At 76.8% G+C, this 19,815-nt stretch carries 6 protein-coding genes; all 6 read right to left on the reverse strand.

Annotation, left to right across the window (positions count from 1 at the left end; translation table 11 throughout):
* Positions 1-48 precede the first annotated feature (48 nt).
* The 6 genes from CIK06_RS16710 to CIK06_RS16735 are packed head-to-tail and all read right to left on the reverse strand — an operon-like array spanning position 49 to position 19,812.
* Positions 49-840 (reverse strand): siderophore-interacting protein, encoded by a 792-nt coding sequence (locus CIK06_RS16710; protein WP_095565606.1) that lies wholly within the window; start codon positions 838-840, stop codon positions 49-51.
* Positions 837-1,649, reverse strand: a complete 813-nt coding sequence (locus tag CIK06_RS16715; RefSeq protein WP_095565607.1) for an alpha/beta fold hydrolase — start codon at positions 1,647-1,649, stop codon at positions 837-839. The genes CIK06_RS16710 and CIK06_RS16715 overlap by 4 nt, the downstream gene beginning before the upstream one ends.
* Positions 1,640-3,415: an ABC transporter ATP-binding protein gene (locus CIK06_RS16720; protein ID WP_095565608.1), complete on the reverse strand. Its 1,776-nt coding sequence runs from the start codon at positions 3,413-3,415 to the stop codon at positions 1,640-1,642. Before CIK06_RS16720 ends, CIK06_RS16715 begins: the two co-directional genes overlap by 10 nt.
* A complete protein-coding gene (locus CIK06_RS16725; RefSeq protein ID WP_095565609.1) occupies positions 3,408-5,054 on the reverse strand; it encodes an ABC transporter ATP-binding protein in 1,647 nt (548 codons plus the stop codon). Before CIK06_RS16725 ends, CIK06_RS16720 begins: the two co-directional genes overlap by 8 nt.
* Positions 5,051-16,996 (reverse strand): non-ribosomal peptide synthetase, encoded by an 11,946-nt coding sequence (locus tag CIK06_RS16730; RefSeq protein ID WP_198347897.1) that lies wholly within the window; start codon positions 16,994-16,996, stop codon positions 5,051-5,053. The genes CIK06_RS16725 and CIK06_RS16730 overlap by 4 nt, the downstream gene beginning before the upstream one ends.
* The gene (locus tag CIK06_RS16735) at positions 16,993-19,812 is read right to left on the reverse strand and encodes a non-ribosomal peptide synthetase (protein ID WP_157756803.1); all 2,820 of its coding nucleotides are present in this window, start codon (positions 19,810-19,812) and stop codon (positions 16,993-16,995) included. Before CIK06_RS16735 ends, CIK06_RS16730 begins: the two co-directional genes overlap by 4 nt.
* Between the last annotated feature and the right edge of the window lie 3 nt (positions 19,813-19,815).

A 19,815-nucleotide genomic window follows, 5' to 3' on the forward strand; every position in this document is an offset into this window, starting at 1 on the left:
GGCGAGGCCGAACGCGAGGGTCTGACGGCGGCGGGATTCGGCGGCCGGCTACTCGCCGTCCTCCTCGTGATGGTCCAGGTTCACCACGCCGCGCTTCCAATAGCCGTCGATCTCCAGCCAGTCCCGGTTCAACCCGCGCCCGCGCAGATCCCGGCGGACCGGCCTGAGCCCGGTCGCCTCGCCGGCGATCCACACGTAGCCGTCGCCCGGCGGCAGTTCCAGCGCGGCGACGGCGTCCGCCAGCGACTCACCGCGGTCGCGGTGCAGCCAGGTCACCTCGCGGGCCACCGGCTGCCGCTCGGCGGCACCGGCCACCTCGGCCAGGGCCAGCACGGTCGCCGCCGCGGGCAGCGCCTCCAGCCAGGCACCCAGCGCCGGCAGCGCGGTCTCGTCCGCGCCCAGCAGGTACCAGTCGAAGGTGTACGGGACCATCGTGGAGCCCCGCGGACCGAGAATCCCCAGCCGCTGCCCCGGCCGGGCCCGCGCCGCCCAGGACGCCCCCGGGCCGTGCCCGTGCAGGGCGAAGTCGATGTCCAGTTCGCGCTCGTCCCGGCGCAGGTAGCGGACCGTGTAGTCGCGGTAGGTCGGCAGCGGCGCGCCGGGCGGCGGCGGCTCCAGCCCGTCCTCGCCCAGGGTCGGCATCACCGGCAGTTCGGCGCCCGGCGCGGGAAAGAAGACCTTCACGTGGTCGTCCGGCGCGGCGTAGCGGAAACCGTCCAACTGCTCGCCGCCGAGGGTCACCCGGACCATGCCGGGGGTCAGCCGGGTGACCCGGCGCACCTCCAGCAGCCGCGGGGTCAGGTCGTGCCAGACGAGTTCGACGTCGCGGGCGGTGATCATGCGGGGTCCTCCGTGGTCAGATAGTCGATGAGCGCGGTGTTGACCGGGCCGGGCTGCTCCAGGTAGCCGTAGTGGCCGGCGTCCGGGATCTGCACGTAGCGCGCCCCCGGAATCGCGGCGGCCACCTCCCGGCAGCCGCGGGCCGGGGCGACAAGGTCGTCGGCGAAGCCCAGCACCAGGCACGGCGTCGCGATGGCGCCGTACGCCCCGGTCCGGTCCTCGGTGTCGCCGTCCACCAGCCGGCCCGGCCGGCCGTCGTCCTCCTCCGCCGGCGAGAGCTGGAACACGTCCAGCCAGTCCTGCGCCCGGCGGTCGTCCGCGATCGTGCGCGGCGACAGGTTGACCGCCGCCCGGACCATCGCGCGGTACTCGTCCGGCAGCGCGACGCCGGACGCGGCCCGGACCCGCTCGGCCGCCGACATCGCGGACAGGAACGCCGAGGGCCGCGCGAAGGTGGCCATCAGCACCGCCCGGTCGACCAGTTCGGGGCGTTCCCGGCACAGCTCGGCGGCGACCCGGGCGCCCATGGACGAGCCGACCACCCGGCACGGGCCCAGGCCGAGCCGACCGATCAACCCGACCGCGTCGGCGACGAGGTCGGCCAGGCGTACCTGCTCCGGCACGTCGCTGGGCGCGACTCCCCGGTTGTCGTAGGTGACCACGCGGAAGCCGGCGGCGCACAGCGCCGGCACCTGGTGCAGGTGCCAGGTGCGGCCCGGGGCGCCGCTGCCGGCGATGAGCAGCACCGCCGGGCCGTGACCGGAGTCGGCATAGCTGAGCCGGACGCCGTCCAGGTCGATCATGGGCATGGCTGGTTTTCCTCCGCGACGACGCGACCGGCGTGCAGGCGGACGACCCGCGGCAGCCGCTCGATGGTGGACGGCCGGTGTGCGATCACCAGCACGGTACGGCCGGCCCGCAGCCGCGCGAGCGCCGACTCGATCCGGTGCGCGGTGCCTGGGTCCAGGTCCGCGGTGGCCTCGTCGAGGATCAGCACCTCCGGGTCGGTCATGGCGGCCCGGATCAGCCCGACGAGCTGGCGCTCGCCGGCCGAGAAGCGTTCGCCGCGCCGGCCCAGCGCGGTGTCGAAACCGTCCGGCAGCCCGGCCACCCAGCCGTCGAGGCCGAGCCGCTCGGCCGCCCGGGCGAAGTCGTCCCGGCCGGGCCGGCCGGGGGCCAGCGCCAGGTTGTCGGCGAACGTCCCGGCCACCAGGTGCACCTGCTGCGGGATGAGCACCAGCCGGCGCCGCAGCTCGGCGCCGTCCAGCTCCGCGAGATCGGTGCCGCCGAGCCGGACCGTACCGGAATCGGGCAGGTAGAGACCGCAGAGCAGCTTGGCCAGGGTGGTCTTGCCGGAACCGGTCTCGCCCACCAGGCCGGCGTGCTCGCCGGGGGCGAAGTGGACGCGGATGTCGTGCAGCACCGGCTCGTCCGCCCGGTAGCGGTAGCACACCGCCTCGGCCAGCAGCCCGTCCGCCCGGCCCGGTGTCCCGTGGCCGTCGCCCGGGGTCGCGTCCCGGGGTGCCGGCGCCGGCCCGGTCGCCACTGTCGACGCCGGCCCGGCCGGTGGCCGGCGGTCCCGCGTCGGCTCGGTGGCCGCCAGCAGGTCCAGCATCCGGGCCAGGCCGACCCGGGTCTCCAGCAGTTCGCCGGCGACCACCGCGAAGTCGTCCACCGAGCCGAACAGGTCGCGGCTGGCCAGCACGAACGTCACCACCACGCCGATGGTGACCACGCCCTGCCCGGCGAGCAGGCCGCCGGCCACCAGCAGCGCCGCGCTGGTCAGGCCCTGCGCGATCCACGTGCCGTCGATCCAGGTGGCGGCCCGCTGGGCGCCGCGGGCCGCGCCCAGGTAGCCGTCGGTGTCCCGGCGCAGCCGCGCCAGCCAGGTGCTGGTCGCCGCGTCGAGCTGCAACTGCTCGCGGGCCAGCAGGCTCTCCGAGAAGGTCGCGGCCACCCTCGCCTGGGCCGCGGCCTCCACCGGGTACGCGCGGGCGGCGGCGGCGCGGAACCGCCGGCCCAGCAGCCACACCGGCGGCCCGAAGACCAGCACCAGCAGGCCGAACAGCTGCCACGACGAGGTCGCCAGGACGATCGCGGTGAACAGCAGATAGCCGCCAAGCGAGATCAGGTCGGGCAGCTGGGAGCGGACGAAGGTGGCCACCTCGGCGATCTCCACCGTGGAGCGCTGGAGCAGCTCGCCGCCGCGGTGCGCCTCCAGGAACCGCAGCGAGGTGCCGCCGAGGCGCTCCACCACCAGGTCCCGCAAACCGTGCACGACCCGCTCGCCGGCCCGGGTGAGCAGCAGCTCCGACCAGCGCAGCAGCACCGTCCGCAGCACCACCAGCACGATCACCGCGGCGGCGTACACCAGCAGACCGGTCCGGTCCTGGTCGAGCAGCCGGTCCACCGCGCGGCCGATCGCCACCGGCACCAGCGTGAGCGACAGCGTGGAGAGCAGGTTGACCGCGATCGCCCCGGCCATCGCCGCGCGGTGGGCACGCAGGTGCGGCCAGGCCCGGCGCAACACCCGCCGCTGGTCGGGCTCCTCGGTCAGCATCCGCACCTCAGCCATGGGTCACCAGCTCCCCGTCGCGCACACCCAGCTCGATCACCCGGTCGGCGCGGGCGGCCACCGCCGGACGCGAGGTGGCGAAGACGATCGTGACGCCCAGGCCGCGCAGCCCGTCCAGGATCCGCCGCTCGGTCCGGGCGTCCACCGCCGAGGTGACGTCGTCCAGCAGCAGCACCTGCGCGCCGCGCAGCAGGCCGCGGGCCAGCGCGAGGCGTTGCAGTTGGCCGCCGGAGACCGAGCTGCCCCGCTCGCCGACCAGGGTGGCCAGGCCGTCCGGCAGCGACTCCACGAAGCCGAGGATGCCGGCGGTCCGGCAGGCGCGCCGCAGGTCCTCGTCGGAGAGCGCGTCCCGGCCCAGCCGCAGGTTCTCGGCGATCGTGCCGGACAGCAGCAGCGGCCGCTGCCCGACCAGGGTGATCGTGTCCCGGACCTGCGCGAGCGCGGCGGTACGCAGGTCCACCCCGCCGTAGTCGAGCGTGCCGGCGGCCGGGTCGGCGAGCCGGGCCAGCAGCCGCAACAGGGTGGACTTGCCGGTGCCGACCGCGCCCGTGACCGCCACGAACTCGCCCGGCTCGACGCTCAGGTCGGGCAGCCGCAGCGGCCCCCGGCCGGGCAGGTCCACCCGGACACCCGTGCTGCGCAGCGCACCGGAGCGGGGCAGCGGCACCGGATCGGCCGGCTCGACCAGCTCCGGTGCGGCCTCCAGCACGGCGCCGATCCGGCCGGCGGCGGTCCACGCGTCGCCGGTCTGCCCGAACCGGAAGGTCAGCATCATCACCTGGCGGCCGAGCAGCGTCATCCAGCTGGCGAAGGACACCAGGCCGCCGACGGTGAACCGCCCGTCCAGCACGGCCAGGCCGCCGACCGCGACGCCGACGCCGGTGGCCAGCCACGGCACGAACGGCGCGCTGGCCGCCCAGCCGGCGGCGATCCGGGCCAGCGCCAGGGTACGGTCCCGGACCGCCGTACTGGCCGCGTGGTGCCGTTCGATGAGGACGGTCTCCCCGCCCAGGCCGCGGACCGCGGTGCTGGCCGACAGCAGGTCCTCCACCGCGTCGGCGCGGGCGCCGTGCGCGCCGGACAGCGCGGCGTTGGCCCGCTCGTAGCGGCGCGGGAACCACAGGTTGACCAGGATCAGCAGCGGCACGGTGGCCAGGCCGACCACGGCCAGCAGCGGATCCAGGGTGGCCACCACGACGAGCACGGCGAGCAGCCCGAGCAACCCGCTGGCCAGCGACGGCACCGCGGAGAGCCAGACGGTGACCTGTTCGACGTCCCGGGTGCCGCGGACCACCAGGTCCCCCGCGGAGAACCGGTGCGCGGCCGCGGCGTCCCAGCGCAGCACCGCGCCGGCCAGCCGCAGCAGCAGGGTGTTGCCGGTGCGCACCGCGGCGAGCGTGGCCCACCAGCGCATCGACCACTCGGCGGCGGTGAGCCCCACCGAGACCGCCAGCACCGCGCCGGCCCAGAACAGCAGGGCCCGCCGGTCGCCCGGGGCGATGCCCTCGTCCAGCGCCCGGCCCAGGCACCAGGGCAGCATGATCAGCCCGGCCTGGTAGCCGAGGCCACCCAGCCAGGAGGCGGTCAGGCCGCGCGCGCAGCGCCGTACGGCCCAGCGGAGCAGCGCGATCCGGGTCATCCGGTCACCTGCGCCAGGGCCGCGACGGTACGCAGGGCCACCAGGTCCCGCAGCCGGATCTCCAGGCCGGCGGCCCGGGCCAGGCTGGTCAGCCGCATCGCGGCGATGCTGTCCCCACCCAGGTCGAAGAAGCTGTCCTGGGCGCCGACCGCCGGCAGGTCGAGCACCTCGGCGAAGAGGGCCGCGATCCGTTCCTCGTCCGGTCCCCGCGGCGGCCGGCCGGCCGCCCGGTACTCGGGCCGGGGCAGGGCGGCCCGGTCCAGCTTGCCGTTCACGGTCAGCGGGACGGCGTCGATCCGCACCACCGCGGCCGGAACCAGGTGCGCGGGCAGCCGCTGCGCCAGCCAGCCGCGCAGCACGGCCGGATCGGCGCCGCCCACGACGTACCCGACCAGGCGTCCCCGGTCGGCCACCGCGACGGCCCGGGTCACCTCGGGATGCGCGGCGAGCGCGCTGCTCAGCTCGCCCAGTTCGACCCGGTGGCCGCGGATCTTCACCTGGTCGTCCGAGCGGCCCAGGTAGTCGATCCGGCCCTCGGCGGTCCACCGGACCACGTCGCCGGTGCGGTACATCCGGTCCCCCGTGCCGGTGAACGGGTCGGCCACGAACCGGCCCGCGCTCAGCCCCGGCCGGTGCAGGTAGCCGAGCGCCACCCCGGCGCCACCGACGTACAGCTCCCCGGCCACCCCCGGCGGCACCGGCCGCAGCCGGGCGTCCAGCACGTACAGGCGGGTGTTGGCCACCGGCCGGCCGATCAGCGCCCGCGGCACCTCCCTGACCCGCTGCACGACGGCGTCGACCGTGCACTCGGTCGGGCCGTAGAAGTTGTAGGACTCGGTCTGTGGCAGCGCGGCCAGCGCGCTCCACAGCGGATCGGGCACCGCCTCCCCGCCGACGCCCAGCACGGCCAGTCCGGCCGCGTCGAAGCCGGCGGCCAGCAACTGCTCCAGGTGCGAGGGGGCGACCTCGATCACGTCGATGGCGTTGTCCCGCAGCAGCGCGGCCAACAGCCGCGGGTCGCGCCGCGGCTCGTCGGTGACCAGGTGCAGTTCGTCGCCGCCGAGCAGCGCGAGCAGCGGCTGCCAGGACGCGTCGAAGGCGAACGACCAGTTGTGCGCCACCCGCAGCGGCCGGCCGAGCCGGCGCGCGGCCGGGCCGAGGATCCGGTCCCGGTGGCTGTGGAACAGGTTCACCACCGTGCGATGCGGCACCAGCACGCCCTTGGGCACCCCGGTCGACCCGGAGGTGTAGATGACGTACGCCGGATGGTCCGGGCTGATCCGCGCCGGCGCCGGGCGGGCGCCGACCGGCTCGGAGCCGGCCGGACCGCGCTCGGCGGGGTCGGACCCGGCCGGACCGGAGCCGGCCGGGCCGCGCTCGGCCGGGCCGGGCTCGGCCGGGTCGGGCCCGTCGAGCACCAGCCGCGCCGCCCCGGCCGGCAGCAGGTCCACCGTGGACGCCACCGCGACGGTGACCACCGGGCGGGCGTCGTGCAGCATCGCCGCGATCCGCGCGGGCGGATACTCCGGGTCGATCGGCAGGTACGCCGCGCCCGAGGTCATCGCGCCGAGGATCGCCGGCACGATGTGCTCGCCGCGCGGCAGCAGCAGCGCGACGATCCGCCCCGGGCCGGCGCCCCGCCCGGCCAGCCGCGCGGCCAGCCCGTCGGCCTCGGCGACCAGTTCCGCGTAGGTCCACCGGCGCGCCCCCACCACCAGCGCGGTCGCCTCCGGGGTCCGCCGCGCCCAGCCGGTCACCAGGTCGGGCAGGGTGGCCGGCGGGACCGGCAGGTCGCCGGCGTTCCAGTCGACGAGCATCCGCCGCCGCTCGTCGGCGGTCAGCGCGTCGGCGCGGTCCACCGGCCGCTCGGGCCGCGCGCCGACCTCGGCCGCCAGCGCCACGAGCCGGTCCAGCAGCAGCCGCGCGGTCGCCGCGTCGAACACGTCCGGCCGGTACTCCAGGGCCAGGTGCAGGCCGTCGTCCTCGGCGGCCACCAGGGTCAGCGGGTAGTGCGTGGCGTCCCGGCTGGTGACCCCGGCCAGCTTGAGCCCGGCGGCCCGCTGGCTGTCGTCCAGCCGGTCGCCGTCGACCGGGTAGCTCTCGAAGACCACAAGCGTGTCGAACAGCTCGCCCACCCCGGCGATCCGCTGGATCGTGGCCAGGCCGACATGCTGGTGGGCCAGCAGCGCCGACTGTTCCCGCTGGAGCCGGGTGAGGAAGTCGGCCCAGGTCTCGCCCGGGGTCAGTCGGGCGCGCACCGGGACGGTGTTGATGAACAACCCGATGATCTCCTCGGCGCCGGGCAGCTCCGCCGGCCGGCCGGCGACGGTGGCCCCGAAGACCACGTCGTCGCGGCCGGTCAACCGGCCCAGCAGCACCGCCCACAGGCCCTGCACCAGGGTGTTGAGGGTCAACCCGTGCCGGCGGGCCGCCGCCACCGCGGCGGCGGGCAACTGGGCGGTCACCTCGCCGGGCAGCCGAGCCGCCCTGCCGGTGGCGCCCGGGGCGACCAGGGTCGGCTCGGCCACCCCGGCCAGCGCGTCCCGCCAGGCGTCGCGGGCGGCCGACGGGTCGGCCGCGGCCAGCCAGGCCAGGTAGTCCCGGTACGGCCGGCGCACGGCCGGCGGTTGGCCCGCGTACCCGGCGAACAGTTCCCGGGCCACCAGCGGCCCGGACCAGCCGTCGACCAGCAGGTGGTGCTGGGTGAGCACCAGCCGGTGCCGGTCGGCGCCCAGCCGCAGCAGCAGGAAGCGCAGCAGCGGCGGGCGGGCCAGGTCGAACGGCTCGGCCCGCTGCGCGTCGGCCAGCCGGTCCGCCTCGGCCCGGCGCGGCGCGTCGGCCAGACCGCTCAGGTCCACCACCCGCCACGGCGCGTCCAGCGGTGCCGGCAGCACCTGCACCGGGGTGCCGGCGGCGGTCGCGGTGAACGCGGCGCGCAGGTTGGGGTGCCGGTGCAGCAGCGCCGTGGCCGCGGCGCGCAGCCGCTCGGGCACCAGTTCGCCGTCCAGGTCGAGCTGCTGCTGCACGGTGTACACGTCCGCGCCGTCCAGCGCGTGCAGGTAGTAGAGGCCCTCCTGCAACGGGGTCAGCGGCAGCACGTCGACCAGCCCCGGGTAGCGCCCGGCGAGCCGGTCCAGCTCGCCCTGGTCGACCGGGGCGAGCACGTCGGAGGGGGTCAGCCCGCCCGGCTCCGGGTCGGCCGCCAGCGCGGCCAGCGCCGCGGTCCAGCGCTCCAGCAGCGCCCGGACCGTCTCGCCGAGCCGGGCCGGGTACGCCGCGGCGAGCACCAGCGCACCGTCGCGGACCGCCGCCTCCAGCCGCAGCGCGTACCGGGCCGGCAGGTGGTCGGGCGCGTCGCCGCGCAGCCCCTCGCCGGGCAGCGGCGCCCACGGCCGGTCCGCCCCGGCCCCGGTCTCCGACCCGGCATCGGGCCCGGCCGCGGATGCGGCCTCGGGCCGGCCCGGCTGGCTTCCGGCGTCCAGCCGGCCCAGGTAGTTGAACAGCACCGGGGCGGCACCGGGCGGCGCCTCGCCGGCGGCGCGCAGCAGCCCGTACCCGATCCCGCCGGCCGGCGCGGCGCGCACCGCCTCCTTCACGGCCTTGATGCCGGCCTCGGCGATCCGCACCGGGTGGGCGGTGGTGAACCAGCCCACCGTGCGGGACAGGTCGGCGCCGGGCAGCAGCGCCTCCTCGCGCCCGTGCCCCTCCAGGTCCACCAGCAGGTCCCGGCCGGCCGCGCGGGCCAGCCCGGCCAGCAGCGCGTCCTGGGTGCTGCCGCGCACGCTGGCCGGCACCGCGCCCAGCAGTGCCGCGGTGGTGTCCGGGTCGAGCCGTACGGTGCTCTCGGCCAGCGTGCCGAGGGTGTCCACGGCCGGGTCCAGCGGCACGTCGGCCAGGTAGGCCGGCGGCCCGGCCAGCACACCGCGCCAGTGCTCCAGTTCCGCGCGGTGGTCGGCGGCCCGCTCGGCGAGCGCGCGGGCCCAGGCCCGGAACGAGGTGCCCACCGCCGGCAGCGGGCCGTCGGTGGCCAGGTCGGCCAGCAGGATCGGCCACGACACGGCGTCGACCGCGAGGTGGTGCACCTCGACGAGGAGCCGGTCGCCGGCGAGCCGCCGCGCCCGCAGCATCCGCCCGGCGGCAGGGTCGATCGTCCCGTCCAGCACGTCGGCGGCCGGCACGCCGCCCGGCGGCGGCACGTGCAGGCCGGCGCCGGTCCACCGGGCGCGCAGCATGTCGTGCCGGTCGAGCAGCGCCGCCAGCCGGCGTTCCAGATCGGCGCGGGTGAGCCCGGCCGGGGTGCGGACCAGCATGGACTGGGTCAGCCGGGGGTCGTCCGCGCCGGCCTCGCGCATGATCGGCGTGGCCGGTACGTCGCCCCAGCCGTCGGCCGGGTCGGTCCGCTGCCCGGAAAGCGGGGTGGCCACCGCGGCCAGCCCCTCGACGGTGGGCCGGTCGAAGACGTCCCGGGCGGTGATCCGCCAGCCGGCGGCGCGCGCCCGGGCGGTGAGCGCCAGGGCGAGGATGCTGTCCCCGCCGAGGGTGAAGAAGTCGTCCCGCACGCCCACCGAGGGCAGGCTCAGCACCCCGGCGACCAGCCCGGCGAAGACCTCCTCGACCGGGGTACGCGGCTGCCGCGCGCCGGTCAGCGCCGCGAAGTCCGGCGCGGGCAGCGCCCGCCGGTCGAGCTTGCCGTTCGGGCTCAGCGGCAACGCCGCCAGCCGCACGAACGCGGCGGGCACCAGGTGTTCGGGCAGGCTCTGGCGCAGCGCCGCGGCCGGGTCGGCCGGCGGGTCGCCGACCAGATAGCCGACCAGCCGCCGGGCCGGCCCGTCGTCGCGGGCCAGCACGGCCGCCGCGGTCACCCCGGGCAGGGCGGTCAGCGCGGCCTCGATCTCGCCCGGTTCGACCCGCAGGCCGCGGATCTTCACCTGGTCGTCGGTGCGTCCGGCGTATTCGAGGACGCCGTCGCGCAGCCGGGCCAGGTCGCCGGTGCGGTAGAGCCGTTCGCCCGGCCCGCCGTACGGGTCGGCCACGAACCGCTGCGCGGTCAGTCCGGGCCGGCGCAGGTAGCCCCGGGCCAGCTGCACCCCGCCCAGGTACAGCTCGCCGGTGACCCCGTCGGGCACCGGCCGCAGCCACGGGTCCAGCACGTACAGCCGGGTGTTCCAGACCGGGCGGCCGATCGGCGGCGGCGCGTCGCTGCCGGTGTCCACCGGGTGGTACGTGACGTCGACCGCGGCCTCCGTCGGCCCGTACAGGTTGTGCAGCTCGACGCCGGGCAGCGCCCGGCCGAACCAGCGGGCCAGGTCGCCCGGCAGCGCCTCGCCCGAGCAGATCACCCGGCGCAGCGGCAGCCGGCCGGCAGCGCCGCCGGCCGGGTCGGCGGGGCCGCCGTCGGCGGCGGCGGCGCCCGCGGCGCCCGCGGTCTCGGCGGTCTCCGCGGTCTCCGCGGTCTCGGCGAGGAAGGCGCGCAGCATCGACGGTACGAAGTGGACGGTGCTGATCCGCTCCCGCCGGATCAGCCCGGCCAGGTAGCCCGGATCGCGGTGCCCGTCGGGCCGGGCGAGCACCAGCGTGGCACCGGTGGTCAGCGGCCAGAAGAACTCCCAGACCGACACGTCGAAGCCGGCCGGGGTCTTCTGCAGCACCCGCTCACCGGCGGTCAACGGGTACTCGTGCTGCATCCAGCGCAGCCGGTTGACGATCGCCCGGTGCGACACGACGGCGCCCTTGGGCCGCCCGGTCGACCCGGAGGTGTAGATGACGTACGCGGCGGCGTCCGCGGGCAGCTCGGGCGGGTCGAGGACCGGTACGCCGGTCTCGTGCACGTTCTCCGGGGTGATCAGCACCGTGGCACCCGCATCGGCCAGCAGGTACTCGTTGCGCTCGGCCGGGTGCGACGGGTCGATCGGCAGGTACGCCGCACCGGCCCGGTGCACCGCGTACAGCGCGACCACCAGGTCGACCGAGCGGGGCAGCGCCACCGCCACCACGCTCTCCGGGCCGACGCCGCGCTCGCGCAGCCGCCCGGCGAGCCCGGCCACCCGGGCGTCCAACTGGGCGTAGCTGAGCCGCTCGTCGGCGCAGGCCACGGCGAGCGCGTCCGGGGTGGCGCGGACCGCCGCGGCGAACAGCCGGGGCAGCGTCGCCCCGTCCGCCGCGACGCCGGTCCCGCCCCGGGTGAGCCGGTCCGGCGCGGCGGCCAGCGCCCGGCCCACCGGGCGGTCCGGCCCGGCCGCCATCTCGGCCAGCAGCGCGCCGAACCGGTCCAGGATCTCCTCGGCCCGCGCGCCGTCGAACACGTCGCCCCGGTACGCGAGGCCCAGCCGCAGCCGCTCGCCGGGCGCGACGGCCAGGGTGAGCGGGTAGTGCGGCGCGTCGTCGCCGGTCACGTCGGTCATCCGCAGCCCGGCCTCGCCGGTCGCGGCGTGCAGCCCGGCGCTGTCCAGCGGGTAGCTCTCGAAGATGGTCAGCGTGTCGAACAGCTGGCCCAGCCCGGCCAGCCGCTGCACCTCGGTCAGCGGCAGGTGCTGGTGCTCCAGCAGCGCCGACTGCTCGCGGCCGAGCCGGGCCAGCAGCCCGGTCCAGCTCTCCGCCGGGTCCAGGGCGGCCCGGACCGGCAGCGTGTTGATGAAGAAGCCGACCATGTCCTCGACGCCGGGGACCTGCGCCGGCCGGCCGGAGACGGTGCCGCCGAAGACCACGTCGGTCTGCCCGGTGAGCTGCACCAGCAGCACCGCCCAGGCGGCCTGGACCAGGGTGTTGAGGGTGACCTGCCGGTCCCGGGCCAGCGCGGTGAGCCGGTCGGTCAGCTCGCGCGGCAGGTCGTGTTCGAGCCGGCCCGGCCGGCGGGCCAGCACGGCGCCGGCGCCCGGGGCGACAAGCGTGGGCCGCTCCAGCCCGGCCAGCGCCGCCTGCCAGGCCCGCCGCGCGGCGTCCCGGTCGGCGCCGGCCAGCCAGCGCAGGTAGTCGCGGTACGGCGGCGGCGCCGGCAGGGTGCGCCCGGCGTACAGGTCGAACAGGTCGCGCACGGCAAGCGGCGTGGACCAGCCGTCGAGCAGCACGTGGTGGTTGGTGAGCACCAGCCGGTGCCGCCGCTGGCCGAGCCGGACCAGGCTGAGCCGCAGCAGCGGCGGGACGTCGAGGTCGAACGGGCGCTCCCGGTCGGCGGCGGCGAACGCCTCGAACGCGGACCGCGGGTCGGCCGGGCCGGTCAGGTCCAGTTCCGTCCAGGGCAGCGCGACGTGGGCGGCCACCACCTGTCGGGGCGTACCGCCGGGTCCGGCCGGGAAGGACACCCGCAGCGCCGGGTGCCGGTCCAGCAGCGCCTGCCCGGCGGCCCGCAGGCGCGCCGGGTCGACCGGCCCGTCGAGGTCGATCACCTGCTGCACGACGTACGCGTCGACCGTGCCGGCGGCGTCGGCGCTGCGGGCGAGGGCGGCGAGGAAGACCAGGCCCTCCTGCAACGGGGACAGCGGCCACACGTCGGCCAGCCCGCCGGGACGCCGTTCCAGCTCCTCGATCTCGTCCTGGCCGAGGCCGGCCAGCAGCAGATCGGACGGGGTGTGCCCGCCCGCGGCCGGGTCGAGGGTGGACAGCTCCGCGAACCAGCGTTCGGCCAGGTCCCGCACGTCCCGTTCGGCGAGTACGCCGTCCGGAGCGGTAAGTGCCACGGTCAGCCGCGGCCCGTCCGGCCCGTCCAGCACCGAGGCGTTGATCTCCAGCGCGCGGGCCAGCGGCATGGCCGGGTCCGCGTCGCCGTCCAGGCCGCCCAGCGGCGCCCACGCCCGGTCCGGTACGTCGCCGCCGTCGGCGAACCGGCCGAGGTAGTTGAAGAGGATCTGCGGTTCGGGCCGGCGGGCGAGCACGTGCGAGGTGGCCGGGTTGAGATACCGGAGCAGCCCGTACCGGGCGCCGGAGTCCGGCACCGCGCGGAGCTGTTCCTTGATCCGCTTGAGCGCGCCGGCCGCGCCGCCGGTTGGCCGGCCGTCGGTGGCCGGGTCGGTGCCGGCGGGGCACAGCCGGACCGGGTACTCGGTGGTGAACCAGCCGACGGTGCGGGACAGGTCGGCGCCAGGCACCAGGTGTTCCTCCCGGCCGTGTCCCTCCAGCTCGACGAGCACGTCCGGTCGCCCGGTGCGGGCGGTGACCGCCAGCGCCAGCCCGGTGAGCAGCACCTCGGGCACGCTGGCGTGGAACGCCGCGGGCAGCGCCCCGACCAGCGGACGGGTCCGGTCCGGGTCCAGGTGCACGGTCACGGTCCGCGCGCTGGCCACGGTGTCCCGGGCCGGATCGACGGCCCGCGTCCCGAGCGGCGGCTCGGGTGCCGCGCCCAGCGTCGCGGTCCAGCGGTCGAGCTGCGCGGCGTCCCGGGCCGCCGCGGTGAGGCCGCGCGCCCAGGCCCGGAACGAGGTGCCGGTGGGCGCCAGCGCCGGGGCACGGCCCGCGGTCACGTCCTGCCACGCCTGGTCCAGGTCGGCCAGCAGGATGCGCCAGGACACCCCGTCGACGACGCTGTGGTGGATGACCAGGCGTACCCGGTCGCCGTCGTGGTCGACCCGGACCGGTGCGCCGTCCCGCCCGATCACGTCGTCGGCGGCCAGGCTGCCGGCCGGCGGTACGGTCAGCCCGGTGCCGGTCCACCGGGCGCGCAGCAGGTCGTGCCGGTCCAGCAGGGCCTGGACGACCGTGCGCAGCCGCTGCGGGGTGAGGCCGGCGGGCGCCCGCAGCGTCATCGACTGGGTGTACCGCGCGTGCGGCGCGACCTCCCGCAGCCAGGCCAGGGCCGGGGTGAGGGGGACCTCGCCCAGCCCGTCCGTGGCGGGCGCGGGCCGCGGCGCGGCATCGGGTACGGCGACGGCCGCGAGCGCGGCGACGGTGCGCAGTTCGAAGACCTGCCGCGGGGTGATCCGCAGTCCGGCGGCGCGGGCGCGGGCGACGAGTTGGATGGAGACGATGCTGTCCCCGCCGAGGGTGAAGAAGCTGTCCTGCACGCCCACCGAGGGCAGGCCGAGCACCTCGGCGAAGAGCCCGGCGAGCACCGCCTCGGTCGGGGTGCCGGGCGCGGCGTCACCGGTGAGCGCCGAGAAGTCGGGGGCGGGCAGCGCCCGCCGATCCACCTTCCCCGACACCGTCACCGGCAACCGATCCAAACCCACCACCACCGACGGCACCAGATAATCCGGCAACCGCCCCGCAACCCACTCCCGCAAACCCCCCACCGAACCACCAGCAGCAGCCACCACATACGCCACCAACCGGCCACCCACCCCAACAACCACCACCTGCGAAACCCCCGGATGCTCCCCCAGCACCCCCGCAACCTCCCCCGGCTCCACCCGAAAACCCCGCACCTTCACCTGATCATCAACACGCCCCACAAACTCCAGCACCCCACCAACCCACCGCACCACATCCCCCGTCCGATACATCCGCTCCCCCACCCGAAACGGATCCGCCACAAACCGCGACGCCGACAACCCCGACCGACCCAGATACCCCCGACCCACCGGCAAACCCGACACATACAACTCACCCGACACCGCCGGCCGCAACCACCCGTCCAACACATACACCCGCGCATTACCCACCGGCCCACCCACCACCGGAAACACACTGCCACCCACCCACGCCAACAACGCGTCCACAGTGCACTCCGTCGGACCGTACAAATTCACCCCCACCGTCCCCGACGCCGACCGCAACGCGGTCCACAGCGCCGGGCCGGTCGCCTCGCCGCCGAGCATGACCAGCGCCGGGACGTGCCCGGCGCCGGCCGGCGCTGCTGGGGCGTCGAGCAGGCCGGCGTCGAGCAGGCCGGCATTGACCAGTTCGGCGCCGAGCGAGGGCGCCACGTCCAGGGCGTCGACGCGGTGCTCGCGCACGTACCGGACGAACAGGTCCGCGTCGCGCCGGGTCTCGTCGTCGAGCACGTGCAACTCGTGGCCGGCCACCAGCCACAGCACGCCCTCCCAGGAGGTGTCGAACACGGTGGCCGCCGAGAGCGCCATCCGCAGCCGCCGCCCGGCCGCGACCGGCACGATCAGCCGGTCCCGGTGGTGGTGAAAGAGGTTGGCCAGGCTGCGGTGCTCGATCAGCACCCCCTTCGGCCGGCCGGTCGACCCCGACGTGTAGATCAGGTACGCCGCCGAGCGGGGATCCGGGTCCGGCAGCGCGACCTCGGGCGCCGCCGCCAGCACCTCGGCGGCCAGCAGTTCGCCGGTCAGCACCACCGCGGGTCGCGCGTCGGCGAGCAGGTACTCGACGTGCTCGCGCGGGTAGCCGGGATCCACCGGCAGGTACACCGCGCCCGCCCGCAGCACCGCCAGCCAGGCCACCACCGCGTCCTCGGTGCGCGGCAGCAGCACCGCCACCACCCGCTCCGGACCGGCCCCCCGGGACACCAGCACCCGGGCCAGCCGCTCCACCCGGTCCGCCAGGCCGGCGTAGCGCAGGAAACGCTCCCCGAACCGCACCGCCACCGCGTGCGGCATCCGGGCCACCGTGGCGTCGAACTCGTCCAGCAGCGTCCCGGCCGGCACCGGGAACGCGGCGTCCCACTGCGACACCGGCGCCGCGGTGCCCGACTGCGGCCCGGCGACCGCGGTGCCCGATCCCGGCCCGGCGGCCGCGGCGTACAACTGCGGCCCGGGGGCCGCGGTGGGCAGCGTGGCGAGCCGGCGGTCGGGGTCGGCGGCGACCGCGCGCAGCAGCGTGACCATCCGGTCGAGCAGGTGCCGGGCATCGTCCCGGCCGAGCACGTCGGCCCGGTACTCGGCGCCCAGCACGATCTCCCGGTCCGGTACGACGGTCAGCGTGAACGGGTAGTGCGTGGCGTCCCGTCCGGACACCTCGGCCAGGCGCAGCCCGGCGGCGGCCTCCAGTTCCCGGATGCCGTCGGCGTCCAGCGGGTAGCTCTCGAAGACCAGCAGCGTGTCGAAGAGCGACCCGACCCCGGCCTGCCGCTGGATGGCCGCCAGGCCGAGGTGCTGGTGGTCCAGCAGCGCGGCCTGCTCGGCCTGGAGCCGGGTGAGGAAGCTGGTCCAGGTGTCGGCCGCCCGCGGCCGGACCCGTACCGGCACGGTGTTGATGAACAGCCCCACCATCTCCTCGACCCCGGCCAACCCCGCCGGCCGCCCCGACACCGTCACACCGAACACCACATCGGTACGACCGGTCAGCTCCACCAGCACCAACGCCCAGACCCCCTGCACCACCGTGTTCAGGGTCAACCCGTGCGCCCGGGCGACGGCGTTGAGCCGGTCGGTCAGCGCGGCGTCGACCCGCGTCTCCAGCGTCTCCGGTTCGGCCGCCGACGGCGCCGCACCGGGCCGGACGAGGGTGCCGTCCTCGATCCCGTCCAGCGCGTCCCGCCAGGCGCGCTCGGCGGCGTTCCGGTCCTGCCGGGCCACCCAGGCGAGGTGGTCCTTGTACGGCCGCGCGGCCGGCAGCGTCCCGCCGGCGTACAGGGTCAGCAGGTCCCGCACGAGCAGCGGCGCGGACCAGCCGTCGAGCAGGATGTGGTGGCTGGTGAGCACCAGCCGGTGCCGGTCCGGACGCAGCCGCAGCAGCGTCCAGCGCAGCAGCGGCGGCCGGGCCAGGTCGAACGGGCGGCGCCGCTGCTCGTCCGTGACGGCGTCGGCCTCGTCGGGCCGGTCCCGCAGGTCGATCTCGGTCCAGTCGACCGGCAGCGTGGCCGGGATGAGCTGCACCGGCTGGCCGGCCCGGCGCGGCCGGAACGCGGCCCGCAGGTTGGCGTGCCGGTCCAGCACGGCCTGAGCGGCGGCGCGCAGCCGGGCCGCGTCCAGCGCACCGTCCAACGTGAGCACCTGCTGCACCACGTACACGTCGGAGCCGCCGTCGGCATACGCGGACAGGAAGTAGAGACCCTCCTGAAGGGGCGACAGGGGCAGGATGTCCTGTAGTCCGCCCGGGCTGGTCACAAGGGCCTCCACTCGTCTTCGAACTCGTCGATCTCGTCCTGGCTGAGCGTGACCAGCAGGTCGGACGGGGTGTGCCCGCCGCCGGCGCCGGTCAGCCGGCCCAGCGCCTCCCGCCAGAGCCGGGCGAGCCGGGCCACGTCCGCGTCGTCCAGCACGCCCGCCGGATAGCTGAGCCGCACGTCCAGTTCCGGCCCGCCGGGCAGGTCGAGGGTCGCCGCGTTGATCTCCAGCGTGTGCCCGACCGGGAAGGCCGGGTCGATCCCGTCGGGCAGGGTGTCGTTCTCGGCGGCGGCGACCCAGTTCGCGTCGCCGCCGGCGGTCATCCGGCCCAGGTAGTTGAAGAGCAGTTCCGGGGCGGGCGCGGCGCCCAGCGCCGCCGCGCCGGCCGGGTCGAGGTGGCGCAGCAGCCCGTAGCCGGCGCCGGCGTCCGGCACCGCGCGCAGTTGCTCCTTGACCCGCTTCAGCGCCACGGTCGGGTCGTCGCCGCCCGGGTCGATCCGGACCGGGAACTCGGTGGTGAACCAGCCGACCGTGCGGGACAGGTCGGCGCCGGGCACCAGGTGTTCCTCCCGGCCGTGCCCCTCCAGCCGCAGCAGCAGCCCGCCGTCGCCGCCCCGCCAGGTCCGCACCGCGAGCGCGAGGCCGGCCAGCAGTACGTCCTGCACGCCGGCGCGGAACGCCTCGGGTACGTCGGTGAGCAGCGGGCGCGTCTCCTGCGGTGCCAGCCGCAGCCGGTGCTGGCGCAGCCCGGCCACCGTGTCGCCCGGACCGACCGGGCGGCACCCCAGCGGGGTGCGCGGACCCTCCAGCACGGACCGCCAGTACGGCAGCTCGGCGCCGCGCCGCCCGGCCGCGGCGGTCAGGCCGCGCGCCCAGGCCCGGAACGGGGTACCGGCCGGAGGCAGGTCCAGGCCGCGGCTCGCGGTGGCCAGGTCGCCCGCGATGATCCGCCAGGAGACGCCGTCGACGACCAGGTGGTGCGCGACCAGCAGCAGCCGGCCCGGGGGGAGCCAGACGGCCTGGAGCATCCGCCCGGCGGCCGGGTCGAGCCGGCGCAGCGCCGCCGCATGCTCGGCGGCCAGCCGCCCGGGGTCCACCGGCGCCGGCACCGCTCCGCCCGACGGCCCGCCGGGGTCCACCTGCGCCGGGCCGGGGTCCGCGACCCGCAGCAGCGACGCGGCGTCGACGCTGCCGGGCGGCGGCACGGTCAGCCCGGCGCCGGTCCACCGGGCGCGCAGCAGGTCGTGCCGGTCCAGCACCGCCTGGAGGGTGCCGGTGAGCCGCTCGGCGGTGAGCCCGGCCGGTACGCGCAGCAGCACCGACTGGCTGAACCCGGCGATCGGGCCGTCCTGGTCGCGCAGCCAGGCCATGATCGGGGTGAGCGGCACGTCGCCGGTGGCCGGCTCGGCCGCTGCTCCCGGTGCACCCGGGCCGGTCGCGCCGGCCGCCGCCACCGCGACCTCGGCGAGGGCGGCGACGCTCTGGTGCTCGAACACCTGCCGGGCGGTCAGGTCCAGCCCCGCGGCCCGGGCCCGGGACACCAGTTGCAGGGCCAGAATGCTGTCCCCGCCCAGGGCGAAGAAGCCCTCCCGCACGCCGACCTCGGCCAGGCCGAGCACCTCGGCGACGATCGTGGCCAGCAGTTCCTGCCGGGCGCCGGCCGGCCGGTCGACGTCCCGGGTGAGCACCGGTTCGGGAAGCGCCGCCCGGTCCACCTTGCCGCCCGCGGTGCGCGGCAGCGCGTCCAGCACCACCACGACCGCCGGCACGAGGTAGTCGGGCAGCCGGCCGGCGGTCCACTCGCGCAGCGCCGCCGGCTCGGCACCGGCCTGCCCGGTCCCGACCTGCCCGGTCCCGGGACGACCGGTCTCGACGTAGGCGATCAGGCGGCCGTCCCGGACCACGACCGCGGCGTGCCGCACCGCGGGGTGCTCGGTGAGCACCGCGGCGACCTCGCCGGGCTCGATCCGGAAGCCGCGGATCTTCACCTGGTCGTCGACCCGGCCGAGGAACTCGATCTGGCCGTCGGCGGCCCGCCGGGCCAGGTCACCGGTGCGGTACATCCGCTCACCGGCGGCGTACGGGTCGGCCACGAAGCGTTCCGCGCTGAGCGCGGCCCGGCCCAGGTAGCCGCGGGCCAGCCCGGAGCCGGCCAGGTACAGCTCGCCGGGTACCCCGGGCGGCACCGGCCGCAGCGCCGCGTCCAGCACGTACGCCCGCTTGCCCAGGTCCGGCCGGCCGATCAGCACCGGGGTGTCGGCCGCGCACTCCCAGAACGTCGAGTTGACCGTCGCCTCGGTCGGCCCGTACGCGTTGATCATGCGATGCCCGCGCGCCCAGCGGCGGACCAGTTCCGGCGGCAGCCGGTCGGCGCCGACGACCACGGTGACCCCCGCCGGGATGCTGCCCTCGGGCAGCGCGCCGAGCGCGGCCGGCGGCAGCGCGAAGTGCGTGACGGCCCGGTCGCGGACGAACGCGGCGAACGACGCGCCGAGCCGGTCCTGCTCGGGCGCGATCACCAGGGTGGCCCCGACCAGCAGGCTGACCGCCAGCTCGGCGATGGTGACGTCGAAGCTGGGCGACGCGAACTGGGCGATCCGGTCCCCGGGGGTGACCCGCCAGGTCCGCGCGAAGGTGGCGGCCAGGTCGGCGAGGCCGGCGTGCGGCACCACCACGCCCTTGGGCGCCCCGGTCGACCCGGAGGTGTAGATGACGTACGCGGTGTTCCCGGGGTGCAGCGGCGCGAGCCGGTCCGCGTCGGTGATGGGCCCGTCGGAGCCGTCCGCCGCCACCTGCGCGGTGCGCAGCACGGGCACCCC

Source organism: Plantactinospora sp. KBS50, assembly GCF_002285795.1.
GTDB lineage: Bacteria > Actinomycetota > Actinomycetes > Mycobacteriales > Micromonosporaceae > KBS50.